The following is a 14,876-nucleotide window of genomic DNA, read 5'->3' as shown; positions in this document are numbered from 1 at the left end:
GAAAAACACCGCGGGGAAAAGCGCAAGAAAATCCATGGGGAAATAATGAGAAATTGGCAAAGGGGAAACATCATGAAGAGACGGAATATCATCACATCATTTTTGGCAGTGGTAGCAGCAGTATCTCTGACAGGATGCGGACTGTCAGGCGAGAATTCTGCGACAATGACAACCTCGGAAATGAAGACAGAGCCGAGGGAGGAGATGACAACTGAGGCGGAGACAGAGCCGGAGGAGGAAGAGACGTTTGGAACCTATGACACGACAGATATGCCGAAAGTCACACTGGTGTATGCGGAGCTGAATCCGATCGATACGATAGTCGGTCAGCTGGCGATGGATTTTAAGACGAAGGCGGAGGAGCTTTCGGATGGAAAGATCACGATCGATGTGGAGGCGGGAGGGGTGCTCGGCTCTGAAAACGATGTTCTTGACCAGATGTTTGATCATGGTGGAACGATTGATATGTGCAGAATCTCTGCGTTTGCGCTGACGAGTCATGGAGGACAGAAGTCAAAGATTCTCTCCCTGCCTTATCTCTTTACAAGTCGGAAGCATTTTTGGAAGTTTGCGAAGAGTGATCTGGCTCAGGAGATTTTGAGTGAGCCACAGAAAAATGGTTTTGGCGTGCGCGGTCTGTTCTACGGGGAGGAAGGGTTTCGCCATTTCTTCACGACAAAGAAGGTGAGTGGAATCGAGGATCTGAAAGGAATGAGAATTCGGATCTCGAACGACAAGGTTATGAATGGACTCATCGAGGGACTCGGCGCGGAGCCGATTGCGATCTCGTTTGGCGAGCTGTATTCTGCCCTTCAATTTGAGGTGGTTGATGGGGCGGAACAGCCGATTGCAAACTACAAATCAAATGGATTTTCCGAGATTGCGCCAAATCTGATTCTCGATGGCCATACGCTCGGCGCGGTTCAGGTCGTGATCACCGATGAGGCGTGGAATCGGCTGACCGAAGATCAGCAGGCGATTATCATGGAAGCGGGGGCTTATGCATCCAGACAGAATCGCAGGAATTCGGAGGTTCAGGAGAACAAAGTGCTTGAGGAGCTGAAGGCGGAGGGAGTCAATGTGGTCGAGGTGGAAGACAAGACTCCGTGGCAGGAAGCGACAAGAGCGGTGATTGAGGAAAATATTAAGGGATATGAGGATCTCTATCAGAAGATTATGGCGATGCAATAGGCTGAAGACAGGGAAGGAAACGAAACGTGAAGATACAGCAATATCTGAAAAAAGTGTGGTTTTCGATCACACTCCGTCAGAAACTTGGGGTTTATACGGCGATGGTTATTTTGATCATGGCATGTTCCGGAGCATTCAGCCTTTGGGTTGTGGATTTTGCGACAGAGGGATTTCAGCAGATTCTTGAGGATAATTCCAAGTGCCATGATTTTGAACAGGCGATGGAGGAAGAAGTTCAGGCATTCAGCACCTATTTGAGGGATAATGGGATGGAAAACCGGGATGCCTACACGCATGCGTGCGCGAAGACGGAGCGTTGTTTGATGGCACTCCCAAAAGATTTCATGCAGATCGGGGAAAATCGAATGGCACGGACATGGAGCATTTTGAGTAGTTATGAGCAGTACCGTGCAGTGAGAAATCGTTTCTTTGCCTTGGACCCGGAGCAGAGCGGATATATTCCGGAGCTATATCGGATCTATTCCATGCAAAATTATATCCAGAGATATGCGAAGCGACTGACCGAGGAGACTTTGAAGGCGGGAAATCTTCGCTATGAGAAAAAACTGCCGTCATTTTCAAAAATTCCGGGGTTGATTATGATCGTTGCAATCATACTTACCGTATTTTCTCTGCAACTTACGCGCTTGCTCCTGGCGACGATTATTCGTCCGATCATGTCTCTTGCCCGCTCGTCAAGAAAAATTGCAGAGAATGATTTCAGCGAGGGCGATGTGATCGTAAAGAATCACGATGAGGTCGGGGAGCTTGTTGTGGCATTTAACCGGATGAAGCATGCGACAGAAGGCTACATCAATACGCTGAAAAAGAATAATGAGATGGCGGAACTTCTGCACCGGGAGGAAGTGGAGCGCATTGAGATGGAACGCCAGCTGAATACCGCGCAGTTGGAACTCTTAAAGAGTCAGATTAACCCTCATTTTTTATTTAACACCCTGAATATCATCGGATGTATGGCAAAGATTGAGGATGCAGAGACGACGGAGCGGATGATCACAAGTTTGAGCAGTCTGTTTCGGTATAATTTAAAGACATCGGAGCAGTTTGTGCCACTTGCGCAGGAACTGAAAATTGTGCAGGATTATATTTACATTCAGCAGATGAGATTTGGCGATCGTCTCGAATATCAGAGCCGGATTGAGGTGGATGCCAAGACCGTGGTGATTCCGTCATTCACGCTTCAACCGATTGTAGAAAACGCAGTTGTTCACGGAATTTCCAAGAAAGAGGAGGGTGGAATTTTAAGACTTCATATCTGGTGGCATGGGGATTGTGTTGTGATTTCTGTCATGGATACCGGTGTTGGAATGGACACAGAAAAGTTGAACAGTCTGAAGGAGGCATTTCAGAAGCGGAGGACGGCGAAAATTGGAATCGGACTCGGAAATATTTATAAGAGAATGAATATTTTTTATGAAAATGGTTCGCTGAGAGTCGGAAGCATTGCGGGATTCGGGACGATTGTGCAGATGAAGATTCCGCAGAAACAAAGTTAAAATCAAGAGAAAAAAGGCAAGAGAAAGAAAGTAAGAGAAAGCAGGAGAAAGTAACAGAAAGAACGCAAGAAAAAGCAAGAAAAAGAAACTGTTGAAACATTTATGACAATCAATTTTTTAGATCAAGAAGAAACGATTGTGATTGTGCATAAAACAAAACAGAAAACAGGTTAAAAACATACTAGCTTTCACAAAAATTTACCATTTCCTTTTCTTTATATATTTTTTATAATTAAGTCATCAGTTAGGAAACCTTAGTTAAGAAACGTGAGGGGAAAACAAAAAACAGAGGAATAAAGAGGAGGAAGGTAACATGAAAAAAAGAATGATGAGCGCAACCCTTTGTGCAGTCGTAGCAATGACATCTTTAGCAGGATGCGGACTGAAGAGCCCGGATACGGCGACAACCGCAGCACCGGCAGAGACCAAGGCAGAGGCAAGTGCAGAGACCAAGGCAGAGGCTGAGACCACCGAGAAAAAGGATGGAGAGTCTGCTGGAAAGTACAACACCGCAGATATGCCGGAAGTAACTCTGGTATACGCAGAGGTAAACCCGCTTGACACGATCGTAGGTCAGATGGCAACGGATTTCAAGACAAAGACCGAGGAGCTTTCCGATGGAAAGATCACGATCGATGTACAGGCAAGTGGTGTGCTTGGTTCTGAGAACGACGTTCTTGATACGATGCTCGGCGGTGGCGGAACGATCGATATGTCCAGAATCTCCGCATTCGCACTGACAAGCTACGGCGGACAGAAATCCATGCTTCTTTCCCTTCCGTACACCTTTGTAAGTCGTGATCATTTCTGGAATTTCGCAACAAGCGATCTGGCACAGGAGTTCTTAAATGAGTCTCAGGAGAACGGTTCCGGTGTGCGCGGTCTGTATTACGGCGAGGAGGGCTTCCGTCATTTCTTCACCACGAAAGAGATCAGCGGTATGGATGACTTGAAGGGCATGAAACTTCGTGTATCAAACGACCCGGTTATGAACGGTCTTGTAGAAGGTCTGGGCGCATATCCGACCGTTGTATCCTTCAACGAGCTGTATTCTTCTCTTCAGACTGGCGTTGTTGACGGCGCAGAACAGCCGATCGCAAACTACAAATCCAACGCATTCCCGGAGGTTGCTCCGAACCTGATTCTCGATGGTCATACGCTTGGTGCTGTACAGGTTGTTATCACCGACGAGGCATGGGACAAGCTGACCGAAGATCAGCAGGCAATCATCATGGAAGCAGGCGCATATGCATCTGAGCAGAACCGTGCAAACTCTGAGAAGAAGGAGAACGAGGTTCTTGAACAGCTGAAGGCAGACGGTGTCAATGTCATCGAGGTTGAGGATAAGACTCCGTGGCAGGAAGCAACCAAGAAGGTAATCGAGGACAACACCAAGGGTTACGAGGATCTGTATCAGAAGATCGTGGATATGCAGTAAAATGCAGTAAAACTTGAAGTTGCTGTGAATGTGAAGGGGCACAGGGGCAGGGATGCTTCTGTGCCCGATTCTTTAAAGGAGGATGGAAATATGCCGTCGATTTTTGAGAAAATTGATAAGATCAAGCCAGCATATGATATGACATATCGTTTTGTTATGCTCATATGCAAGTTGCTTCTGATTGCAGATATTGCGATCACCTCGATGTCCGTTCTGGGACGTTACGTTCCGTTTATTCCAGATCCGGCGTGGAGTGAGGAGGTCGTTCTGACCTGCATGTCCTACATGGCAGTTCTCTCGGCAGCACTTGCAATCCGCAGAGGTGCTCATATCCGAATGACCGCTCTTGACAGTTATCTTCCGAAGGGACTTGTCAAATTCCTTGATATCCTTGCAGATCTCGCAGTTCTGGTACTTGCTGTGATCATGATCACAGTGGGATGGAAGTATGCGACTGGAATCGGAGCGAAGGGTTCCTATGTAAGTATGCCGAAAGTATCCCGTTTCTGGATGTATTTCCCGGTACCGCTTGCAGGTGTGGCAATGCTGATCTTTGAACTTGAGGCACTTTACAACCATGTGAAGAGTATTTTTTTGGATGAGAAGGAGGCAAATTTATCATGAGTGTAGATACGATGGCGATTGCGGTTTTGCTTCTCAGCTTTTTTATCATGGTATTTTTGAGATTTCCGATTGCCTATGCAGTTGCGATTTCTTCCGTGCTTTGCCTGGTTTATCAGGGACTTCCGCTGAACACGATCTGTCAGCAGATGGTAAAAGGAATCAGCTCGTTCAGCTTGATGGCAGTTCCGTTCTTCATCACGATGGGATGTCTGATGGGTTCCGGCGGTATTTCTGAGAAACTGATTGCGCTTGCAAATGCGTGCGTAGGCTGGATGCGCGGTGGTATGGCAATGGTAAACATTGTGGCATCTTACTTTTTCGGTGGTATTTCCGGTTCTGCATCCGCAGATACCGCTTCTCTGGGTTCAATCCTGATCCCGATGATGGTCGATCAGGGATATGACGCAGATTTCTCTACGGCAGTAACGATCACCTCCTCCTGTGAGGGACTTCTTGTTCCGCCGAGCCACAACATGGTTATCTATGCGACAACCGCAGGCGGTATTTCTGTTGGAAGCCTTTTCCTTGCCGGATATATTCCGGGTGCTCTGCTTGCCGGAACCCTGATGATTGGTTCTTACATCATCTCCGTAAAGCGCAATTACCCGAAGGGTGAAAAGTTCAGCATCAAGAACCTGCTCAAACAGCTGAGTGTTTCGTTCTGGGCACTGGCAGCAGTTTTGATTGTAGTATTCGGTGTAGTCGGCGGTGTGTTCACAGCGACAGAGTCCGCAGCAATTGCAGTTATTTACAGCCTGATTGTCAGCGTATTTATTTATCGCGGACTTGACTGGAAGGGCGTTTGGAGAGTCCTGAGTGAGTGCGTGGATACGCTCTCGATCGTATTGATTCTGATTGCAACCTCCAACATTTTTGGATACTGCCTGACCAGACTCCATGTGCCGGATCTGGCAGCAAATGCGATCACCGGTCTGACAAGCAACCCGATCATTCTTGCACTGCTTCTGAACCTGATTCTTCTGGTTCTCGGATGTATCATGGATATGGCACCGATCATTCTGATCGCAACTCCGATTCTTCTTCCGATTGCAACTTCGATCGGACTGAGCCCGATCCAGTTTGGTATCATGGTAGTCCTCAACTGTGGTATCGGTCTTCTGACCCCGCCGGTAGGTGCGGTACTGTTCATCGGTTCCGCGGTTGCGAAACTTCCGATGGAGAAGGTAGTAAAGGCAACGCTTCCATTCTACATCTGCATGGTTATCACCTTACTGCTGATCACCTTTGTTCCGCAGATCAGTCTGGGACTTCCGATGTTGCTCGGTTCCATGTAAGTTAGCTCTGTAATTTGTAAGTTAGCTCAATATAAATTTGATCGAATATGATCGAACGTGAATATTGAGAGTAGGCAGAGATCTTCCTGAGATCAGGGGGTCTCTGCTTTTTGTTTTATAAACATGTTTATTCCAAAAATAGCCTTATTTCAGAAACCTCCTTGTGTGGAGGAAATTTTGCGTGTTATAATGAAAGGCAGATCGATTCAAAGAAAGAAGCGAGAGAGGAAAAGAATCAAGCGAGTAAGGAAGCAAAGAAGGAGAAGTTTGAGGTGAAAAAAAGAGGAGTTACAGGAACAATAATGGGAGGCATCAGCCTGCTTGGGATCTGTGCCCTGCTTGTGTCATGTGCGTCCGCAGAGGGGGAAAAATCAGCAGTGGAACCGGAGTTTGTGCTGACGTATGCGGAGAATCAGGCGGAGGATTATCCGACAACTCAGGGGGCTTACCGGTTTGCAGAACTGGTCGAAGAGCGAACAGGAGGGAAGATTCTTGTTCAGGTCAATGCGGGAGCGGCGCTTGGCGATGAGCAGTCGGTGATTGAACAGCTTCAGTTTGGCGGGATTGATTTTACCCGTGCTTCCCTCTCCTCGGTCGGAGAATTTATTCCGAAAGTAAATGTGCTTCAGATGCCTTATCTCTATAACAGTGCAGATCATATGTGGAAGGTGCTTGAGAGTGAGATTGGCGACCAGTTTCTTCACAGTTTTGAGGGATATGGTCTTGTCGGACTCTCGTGGTATGATGCGGGAGCGCGAAATTTCTACACTTCGGAAAAGCCGATTCGGACACCGGAAGATATGGTCGGGATGAGGATTCGAGTGCAGGAATCGGAACTGATGAGCCGGATGGTCGAGCTGATCGGTGCAGAACCGGTGCAGATGGCATTTGCGAGCGTCTACTCAGCACTTGAGACCGGAAAAATCGACGGGGCAGAGAACAACTGGCCGTCATATCAGTCGGAACGCCACTATGAGGTCGCCAAATATATGACGGTCGATGAGCATGCGCGAGTTCCGGAGGTACAGATAATTGCGGAGAGCACATGGAAAAAGCTGAGTCCGGAGTATCAGCAGATCATCCGTGAGTGTGCAAAGGAGTCTGCTCTCTATGAGAGAAAACTCTGGGAGGAGAGAACAAAGCGCTCGCGGGAGATTGTCGAGAAGGCAGGATGTCAGGTGATTGAACTGACTCAGGAGGAAAAAGTTGCCTTTCAGGAAAAAATGCTTCCGCTTTACAATGAGTATTGCGGGGAATATATGGGATTGATCGATAAGATCGTGGAAGTGGGAAAATAAAATAACATTTGATCTTACGCGTATTTTGAGTATAATAAATAAGTATTGTTCGTTGTGATTGACTCATTAGAAAATCGCTTTTGGCAGTGAAACTGTTACTGTTCAGAGGTAGGCACTTTTGGAACCGAAAGTGCCGTAAGATAACGTGGTGGTAGCGGGAATTTGCCGTATTCAAATGCGAAGCCACGGCAAATTCCGTTACTGGGCACGTGCGCGTGAACAGTAACGTGAAACTTGCAAGATACAGGGCAGACTGAAAACTGGTAAGTCGATGAAGAATCGATGGAGAATTGATGGAGAATCGATGACGAAGTCTGGCTGTGTGAAAAATAAGAGGAACAAGGAGAATTTATCAATGGGAAAAAAGATTATTTTAACCGGTGACCGTCCGACGGGAAGACTGCATGTTGGACATTATGTGGGTTCTTTAAAGCGCCGTGTGGAGCTTCAGAATTCCGGTGAGTTTGACAAGATCTTTATCATGATCGCAGACGCTCAGGCACTGACCGACAATGCGGACAACCCGGCAAAGGTGCGCAACAACATCATGGAGGTTGCACTTGATTATCTCTCTGTCGGAATTGATCCGGCAAAGTCAAATATTTTTGTTCAGTCCTATGTGACGGAGCTGACAGAGCTGACGTTCTACTATCAGAACCTGGTTACCGTTTCGAGACTTCAGAGAAATCCTACGGTAAAGGCAGAGATTCAGCTTCGCAATTTTGAGACAAGCATTCCGGTTGGCTTCTTCTGCTATCCGATCAGCCAGGCAGCAGACATCACCGCATTCAAGGCGACAACCGTTCCGGTTGGTGAGGATCAGATGCCGATGATCGAGCAGACGAAGGAGATTGTTCACAAGTTTAATTCCGTATACGGGGAGACTCTCGTAGATCCGCAGATCCTGCTTCCGAGCAACAAGGCCTGCCTGCGTCTGCCGGGTACCGATGGAAAGGCAAAGATGAGCAAGTCTCTTGGCAACTGCATCTATCTGTCTGAGACCGAGGAGGAAGTTCGCAAGAAGATCATGTCGATGTACACCGATCCGAACCACATCCGCGTGGAAGATCCGGGTTGCATCGAGGGCAACACGGTATTTACTTATCTGGATGCGTTCTGCAACGACGATCATTTTGCAGAGTATCTGCCGGATTACAAGAACCTTCAGGAGCTCAAGGATCACTATCAGAGAGGTGGCCTTGGCGATGTGAAGGTGAAGAAGTTCTTAAACAACGTTATGCAGGAAGAGCTTCGTCCGATCCGTGCGCGCAGAAAAGAGTACGAGAACAGAATCGGCGATGTTTACGAGATTCTTCGCGAGGGAACCCGTGTGGCAAGAGAGACTGCAAGCCAGACTCTTGCAGAGGTAAAACATGCGATGAAGATCGATTACTTCGAGACTCCGGAGTTTTTGGAGGAGCAGAAGGAAAAATTTGGTGTTGAGAAATAAGGATTGTTTTTTGAGACATTCCGTGATAGGATAGAGACAATATCTGATTAAGAGTAGCCGGTGCTGTCTGCAAGAGTATCACTCAGAGTGGATGTCCCCACCTCTATAAGTGGGGAATCACAAACGTTCTCAGGAGGGGAGACTTTTGCAGACAGGTAAAAGGGAAACAGGTGAAAGACCTGTGCGATCTCGTCACTGTGAGACTGGAGCAAGAAAACCAAAAAGTCACTGATTTCTTTATTTCTTTAGAATTTGGGAAGACGGTTTTTTGCGTGGGGAACGATCTGATCGATTCTGTTCCGCGAACGGTTGAGCCAGGAAACCTGCCGGATGCTGGTACAGGAAAATTTTTCCAGATCACGAGGAATTGATCGTACCGACCTGAGCGCGAAATTGAGACATGCGGACCGGCAAAAGGCTGGGGTGCATGTGCAAGAGATAAAAAATCGAAATGAAAAAGCGATGCGGACGGGTTTCTGACAGATACAGCGGAACATTTAATTTCGGCTGTCGGTTTGGAAACCGGGGACGCAGGCAAATGAGAAAGCTGTTATTTTGTTCAGAATCATTTTTTGTGGGAAACTTTTTTCTGTCCATTTCAAGTTAGTTGGATAGGGAGCAGAGCCTGAGAGAACGAGGACAAAAATTGTTAAATGTTCAAAACGTTCAGGGCTTGCAGAAAAAGGGAGGAAGAAAAGGATGAAACTGAAAAAAATGGCAGCTTTATTTGCAGTAGCAACGACGGTGGCAGTGGTAGCAGGATGCTCAAGCTCATCGAAGGAGACCACAGCAGAGACGACCGAGGCTCAGACGAGTGCAGAGGAGACCACGGCAGAGGAGACGACTGAGGCAGAGACCGCCGAGGAGGCTGAGGAAGAAGAGGAAGAGAACTACAATACCGGTGATGCTTCCAAGGACAACCCGAGAAATCAGGATGAGATCGGCGAGGATGAGCTGATGGTAGTCAGCTTCGGAACGAGCTACAACGACAACCGTCGCATGACCGTTGGTGCAATTGAGGATGCGATCGAGAAGGCATTCCCGGATTATTCCGTTCGCCGCGCATTCACGAGCCAGATCATCATTGACCATGTAAAGTCCCGTGACAACGAGATCATCGACAATGTGACCGAGGCACTTGACCGTGCAGAGAAGAATGGCGTGAAGAGACTTGTGATTCAGCCGACCCATCTGATGAATGGTCTGGAGTACACCGACCTTGTCAATGAGGTTGCAGAGCGCTCTGACGCATTTGAGAAGGTATCGATCGGCGAACCGCTTCTGACGAGCGATGAGGATTTCAACGCTGTTATGAAGGCAATCACCGAGGCAACTGCTGAGTACGATGACGGTGAGACCGCAATCTGCTTCATGGGTCACGGAACTGAGGCTGATTCCAACCAGATTTACGCAAAGATGCAGGATCTGCTGACTTCATCCGGATATGAGAACTACTATGTTGGTACCGTAGAGGCAACTCCGAGCCTGGAGGATGTTCTTGCAAAGGTTCAGGCAGGCGAGTACAAGAAAGTTGTTCTTGAGCCTCTGATGATCGTTGCAGGTGATCACGCAAATAACGATATGGCAGGCGACGAGGATGGTTCCTGGAAGAAGACCTTCGAGGATGCTGGTTACGAGGTAACTTGTCTGGTAAGAGGTCTCGGTGAGCTTGAGCCGATCCAGCAGTTGTTCGTACAGCATGCACAGGCAGCTGTTGACAATCTGGCAAAATAAAAAGCGAGTGTCGCGAGATCGCGAACTGCATATTGCGATAACGGATAGCAGGTCGCAGAGTGCAGATCGCGTTAAATAGCGATCAAAATAACGATCGCGAAAAAGATTACAAAAAATGTGATCGAAAAAAATTAGATTAGAAAAAAGTCAGTCGAAGAAAGACCGGGACCGGGAAAAACTGGTCATCGGTCTTTTTTCTTCTTGATTTTTTCTTGATTCTTTCTTTATGGATGTTTTATGGATATAGATAGATCGCTTCTCTCGCATTTCCGATTACAAGACGATCGGCAAGAAGAATTGGATCTGATAGTGATTGCGAGGATAAGAGAGATTTTAACATTTATTTATGGAGAAGATTTGCAGAATTTACAGAAAATAAGAAAAATTAAGATAAGAGAAATGAGGAGAATATTATGAGAAAGAGATGGATTGCAAAGGCAATTTTGATGTGTGCGACAGCAACGGTGCTCGCAACTGGATGTGCAAAAAATGAGACAGCAGACAAGACGGAGCAGACGAGCGGGGCAGAGACTGCGGAGAGTGATAGCAGTTTAGAGGAGACGACAGAGGCTAAGGCGCAGGGTGAGAACGCAGAATCTGCGGATGCTGGTGTGGCATCCGGGGATGAGACTGTCGAGGCAAAGGAAGTTGTCGAGGAGGGCATGGAGCCGGTATCCGCAGATCAGCTCAAGGAAGGAACTTACGAGGTGACGGTTGATTCGAGTTCGAGCATGTTTAAGGTGACGAAATGCGAGCTCACAGTCAAAGACGGAGCGATGCAGGCAGTCATGACGATGAGCGGAAGCGGTTACGGAAAACTCTATCTGGGAAAAGCTGAGGAGGCGGTAAAAGCAGAGGAGAGCGAGATGATTCCGGCAGAGACTGCGGAGGATGGCTCCTGCACGTTTACTGTACCGGTTGAGGCACTCGATGCAGGAATTGATTGCAGTGCATTCAGCAAGAAGAAAGAGAAATGGTACGACAGAGAGATTGTTTTACGCGCAGATTCCCTTCCGTCTGAGGCGTATGCGGATGGAACGGTTGTGACGGTGGAAAGCCTTGGACTTGCAGATGGTACTTACACAGTTGAAGTAAAGATGGAAGGCGGATCAGGAAAGGTTTCGGTCGAGTCGCCGACTCATTTGACGGTCAAAGATGGAGTTGCGACCGCAGAGGTGATTTGGAGCAGTCCGAATTACGATTACATGAAGGTAAACGATGTGAAATATGATCGGATCGGTCAGGTTGGAGAGGGAGACAGTTCCATATTTGAGATTCCGGTTGCAGAGTTTGACCGAAAGCTGGCAGTGCTTGCCGATACGGTTGCAATGAGCCAGCCTCATGAGATTTCTTATACCCTGAATTTTGATTCTGCTTCCCTGCGACAGGAGAATTAATCGGGATAATCGGGAATGAGAGATTGTGTGGAAAATCATATGAGAAATCATATGGAAAGGCAAATAAAAAAACGTGTGGAAAAGCGAATGGGAAATTGTATGGAAAAGGAAAATTTCATGCGGAAAAAGCTATCGTTTTTTTTAATTGTGCTGATGGTTGGAATGGGAAGTGTTCTGACCGGATGTACGAAGAATGAAAACGCGTATACGACAGAGAATGAGACAAGTAAAATTGGGTCTGGGGCAGAAATGGCTGGCGCGGAAATGGCTGACGCAGGTGATGCAAATTCAGATTCAGGATCAAAATCGGTGAAACAGAGTGCGGGAGCACAGGCGGAAAGCACGGGTGCTTCTGCGGACTGGGAGACGATGACGGTTCAGGAGACGATGGATCTGCGCTATGCGACTCAGTTTTCTGTGGAGAAATATGAGGGCGGATACGAAAAGATTGTGATCGGGGATGACGATACCTATCTTGTCGTGCCAGAGCAGGAGGAAATTCCGCAGAATGTGCCGGAGAATGTGACCGTGATCTGCCGTCCGCTCTCGAATATTTATCTGTCAGCGACGTCAGCGATGGATCTTTTTCGCAGTCTGGATGCGATTGATCAGGTGACTCTTTCTGGAACACAGGAGAGCGGATGGTATATTGAGGAGGCAAAGCAGGCGATGGAGTCGGGGGCAATGACTTATGCGGGAAAATACAGTGCGCCCGATTATGAGCTGATTCTCTCAAAATCCTGTGATTTGGCGATTGAGTCCACGATGATTACCCATTCCCCTGAGGTGAAGGAACAGCTCCAAAAGCTTGGTATTCCGGTGCTTGTGGAGCGATCAAGTTATGAAAAGAGTCCTCTCGGACGCATGGAGTGGATCAAGCTTTACAGTGCTCTTCTCGGAAAAGAGGAGAAAGCGGAAGTGTGCTTTGAGGAAAAAGCCAAAGAGGTGGAGAAGGTTGTCACGGAGCAGGCTTCGGGAAAGACGGCGACGTTTTTCTATATCAGCTCGAATGGCTATGCAAATGTCAGAAAGCCCGGAGATTATATCTCGGAGATGATTCGGATGGCAGGTGGAATTCCGCTTCCTCAGAATATCGAGGATAACGGGAATGCACTTTCCACGATGAATATGCAGATGGAGGCGTTTTATGCGGAGGCGAAAGATGCGGACTATCTGATCTACAACAGCACGATTGACGGGGAACTCGAAAGTCTCTCGGAGCTTCTCGCAAAGAGCAGTTTGCTCTCTGGATTTAAGGCAGTGAAAGAGGGGCATGTGTGGTGCACCGGAAAAAATATGTTTCAGGAGAGCATGGGACTTGGAGATATGATTCTCGATATGCATCGGTTGTTTACGGAGGAAGATCTAGATCCGGCGAAGATGACGTATCTGCATCCGTTGAAGTGAACATGTAGGCGGAAGGACGAAGGGAATGTGAAGTGAGAATGTGAGTCGATGAGCGTGTGAGTATGGAATGCGATGAGGGTGAAGATGGGTACGGCTCCGACAGTGGGATAAGTCACGCAAACTCGTTTTCACTCCGGGTTCGACGCAGCGGTGCATAAGACCGCAAAATACGCGGTCTAAACACCGGCGTCTCACACGGGTTTGCTTAGACTTTCCCAACTGCGGAGCCTGTGTAACGTCGCTCTTTTTTATAGATGGGGACCACAAATTTTCTTAGGAGATAATTTCCGTTTAAGTTATACAATATCAGCAAATCTGACCGGAATCATGCGCCAAGTCTCAGCGAATATTGACATGAGCTTAAAAAGGGTATCTTATAAAGTTAAATGGAAGTATGGATATAGAAAGTGAAAGATAGAGGTAGTAGAGGGATGAAACATGTACAGGAGAGTTATTCATCGGAGAGTAGACAAAGACTTCGAGTGCAGATTTCGTATATCAGTCTGTTGGTGCTTCTGATTTTGCTTGTCTTCTGGAATATCAATGCCGGGAGTGTTCCTCTTTCACCATCGGAGATTCTTGGAATCTTATTTGGAAATGCAGAAAATGAGGTTGCCTATCATATTGTTTGGGATATCCGTCTCCCGCGTCTTCTTTCGGCAATGCTTCTCGGCGGAATTCTTTCAGTGTCCGGATTTCTGCTTCAGACCTTTTTTGCAAACCCGATTGCGGGACCGTTTGTTCTTGGAATTTCTTCCGGAGCGAAGATGGTTGTCGCCCTTGTGATGATTGTCTTTCTTGGAAAAGGAATAGCACTGGGATCGACGGTTCTGATCCTTTCTGCATTTATTGGCTCGCTGATTTCGATGGGATTTGTTCTTGTATGTTCTGGTCGTGTGCGTTCAATGGCGATGCTTGTTGTCTGCGGAGTTATGATTGGATATATCTGTTCTGCGATTACAGATTTCGTTGTAACTTTTGCAGATGATGCAAAAATTGTGAATCTTCACAACTGGTCGATGGGAAGTTTTTCAGGAATTTCCTGGGAAAATGTGAGAGTGATAACGGTGGTCACAGTATTTGGTATGGCGATGGCAATGTTGCTTGCAAAACCGATCGGAGCATGTCAGCTTGGGGAGGAGTATGCGAGAAGCATGGGAGTCAACATTCGGAGATTTCGTGTGGAGTTGATTTTGCTCTCAAGTATTCTCTCTGCCTGCGTGACGGCATTTGCCGGACCGATCTCCTTTGTTGGAATTGCGGTTCCGCAACTTATTCGTCGAATTTTCGGAACGTCGAAACCGCTGTTTGTGATTCCGGGATGTTTCTTTGGTGGAGCGGGATTCTGTTTACTCTGTGATTTGATTGCGCGGACAATTTTTGCGCCGACGGAGCTTTCAATCAGCACGGTGACAGCAGTCTTTGGCGCACCGGTTGTGATCTGGATGATGGTGAAGCGAAGTCACAATTAATACAGTTTGGTTGGGAAAATAGTAGATTAAGATTGTGCAAGTGAGCAAGCGAC

Annotated in this window: 11 protein-coding genes and 1 riboswitch; all 11 genes read left to right on the top strand. The window is 47.3% G+C overall.

Annotated elements, in window-relative coordinates; translation table 11 throughout:
- Positions 1-72 precede the first annotated feature (72 nt).
- The 11 genes from ACR0QT_RS00495 to ACR0QT_RS00445 all read left to right on the top strand — a co-directional run bounded on the left by ACR0QT_RS00495 (position 73) and on the right by ACR0QT_RS00445 (position 14,823).
- A complete protein-coding gene (locus tag ACR0QT_RS00495) occupies positions 73-1,191 on the top strand; it encodes a TRAP transporter substrate-binding protein (protein ID WP_432628957.1) in 1,119 nt (372 codons plus the stop codon).
- A 32-nt stretch (positions 1,192-1,223) separates the two neighbouring features.
- Positions 1,224-2,708 carry a sensor histidine kinase gene (locus ACR0QT_RS00490; protein ID WP_432629095.1) on the top strand — a complete coding sequence of 495 codons (1,485 nt, stop codon included), beginning with the start codon at positions 1,224-1,226 and terminating at the stop codon, positions 2,706-2,708.
- Between the two features lie 313 nt (positions 2,709-3,021).
- Entirely contained in the window at positions 3,022-4,146 is a 1,125-nt protein-coding gene (locus tag ACR0QT_RS00485) for a TRAP transporter substrate-binding protein (protein WP_432628956.1), read from the top strand.
- Positions 4,147-4,236: 90 nt separating this feature from the next.
- Positions 4,237-4,770, top strand: coding sequence for a TRAP transporter small permease (locus ACR0QT_RS00480; RefSeq protein ID WP_432628955.1), 534 nt, complete (start codon positions 4,237-4,239; stop codon positions 4,768-4,770).
- Positions 4,767-6,065 (top strand): TRAP transporter large permease, encoded by a 1,299-nt coding sequence (locus ACR0QT_RS00475; protein ID WP_432628954.1) that lies wholly within the window; start codon positions 4,767-4,769, stop codon positions 6,063-6,065. Before ACR0QT_RS00480 ends, ACR0QT_RS00475 begins: the two co-directional genes overlap by 4 nt.
- Before the next feature lie 302 nt (positions 6,066-6,367).
- Positions 6,368-7,363, top strand: a complete 996-nt coding sequence (locus ACR0QT_RS00470; protein ID WP_432629094.1) for a TRAP transporter substrate-binding protein — start codon at positions 6,368-6,370, stop codon at positions 7,361-7,363.
- Positions 7,364-7,718: 355 nt separating this feature from the next.
- The gene (trpS, locus tag ACR0QT_RS00465) at positions 7,719-8,813 is read left to right on the top strand and encodes a tryptophan--tRNA ligase (protein WP_432628953.1); all 1,095 of its coding nucleotides are present in this window, start codon (positions 7,719-7,721) and stop codon (positions 8,811-8,813) included.
- A 114-nt stretch (positions 8,814-8,927) separates the two neighbouring features.
- A riboswitch (cobalamin riboswitch) is annotated at positions 8,928-9,158 on the top strand.
- A 354-nt stretch (positions 9,159-9,512) separates the two neighbouring features.
- On the top strand, positions 9,513-10,547 hold the full coding sequence (locus tag ACR0QT_RS00460; RefSeq protein WP_432628952.1) for a sirohydrochlorin cobaltochelatase: 1,035 nt from the start codon (positions 9,513-9,515) through the stop codon (positions 10,545-10,547).
- A gap of 413 nt (positions 10,548-10,960) precedes the next feature.
- Positions 10,961-11,944, top strand: a complete 984-nt coding sequence (locus tag ACR0QT_RS00455) for a hypothetical protein (protein WP_432628951.1) — start codon at positions 10,961-10,963, stop codon at positions 11,942-11,944.
- A gap of 264 nt (positions 11,945-12,208) precedes the next feature.
- Positions 12,209-13,351, top strand: coding sequence for an ABC transporter substrate-binding protein (locus tag ACR0QT_RS00450; protein ID WP_432629093.1), 1,143 nt, complete (start codon positions 12,209-12,211; stop codon positions 13,349-13,351).
- A 431-nt stretch (positions 13,352-13,782) separates the two neighbouring features.
- Positions 13,783-14,823, top strand: a complete 1,041-nt coding sequence (locus ACR0QT_RS00445) for a FecCD family ABC transporter permease (RefSeq protein ID WP_432628950.1) — start codon at positions 13,783-13,785, stop codon at positions 14,821-14,823.
- Positions 14,824-14,876 lie beyond the last annotated feature (53 nt).

This window comes from Brotaphodocola sp. (assembly GCF_050873365.1).
GTDB lineage: Bacteria > Bacillota > Clostridia > Lachnospirales > Lachnospiraceae > Brotaphodocola.
This window is presented reverse-complemented; position numbering and strand designations above follow the sequence as displayed.

Excerpts from the sequence above, each read along its gene's own strand:
- ACR0QT_RS00470 (WP_432629094.1), top strand. The coding sequence starts at position 6,368 with ATGGGAGGCATCAGCCTGCTTGGGATCTGTGCCCTGCTTGTGTCATGT.
- trpS (WP_432628953.1), top strand. The coding sequence starts at position 7,719 with ATGGGAAAAAAGATTATTTTAACCGGTGACCGTCCGACGGGAAGACTG.
- ACR0QT_RS00495 (WP_432628957.1), top strand. The coding sequence starts at position 73 with ATGAAGAGACGGAATATCATCACATCATTTTTGGCAGTGGTAGCAGCA.
- ACR0QT_RS00485 (WP_432628956.1), top strand. The coding sequence starts at position 3,022 with ATGAAAAAAAGAATGATGAGCGCAACCCTTTGTGCAGTCGTAGCAATG.
- ACR0QT_RS00480 (WP_432628955.1), top strand. The coding sequence starts at position 4,237 with ATGCCGTCGATTTTTGAGAAAATTGATAAGATCAAGCCAGCATATGAT.
- ACR0QT_RS00445 (WP_432628950.1), top strand. The coding sequence starts at position 13,783 with ATGAAACATGTACAGGAGAGTTATTCATCGGAGAGTAGACAAAGACTT.
- ACR0QT_RS00450 (WP_432629093.1), top strand. The coding sequence starts at position 12,209 with ATGGCTGACGCAGGTGATGCAAATTCAGATTCAGGATCAAAATCGGTG.
- ACR0QT_RS00455 (WP_432628951.1), top strand. The coding sequence starts at position 10,961 with ATGAGAAAGAGATGGATTGCAAAGGCAATTTTGATGTGTGCGACAGCA.
- ACR0QT_RS00475 (WP_432628954.1), top strand. The coding sequence starts at position 4,767 with ATGAGTGTAGATACGATGGCGATTGCGGTTTTGCTTCTCAGCTTTTTT.
- ACR0QT_RS00460 (WP_432628952.1), top strand. The coding sequence starts at position 9,513 with ATGAAACTGAAAAAAATGGCAGCTTTATTTGCAGTAGCAACGACGGTG.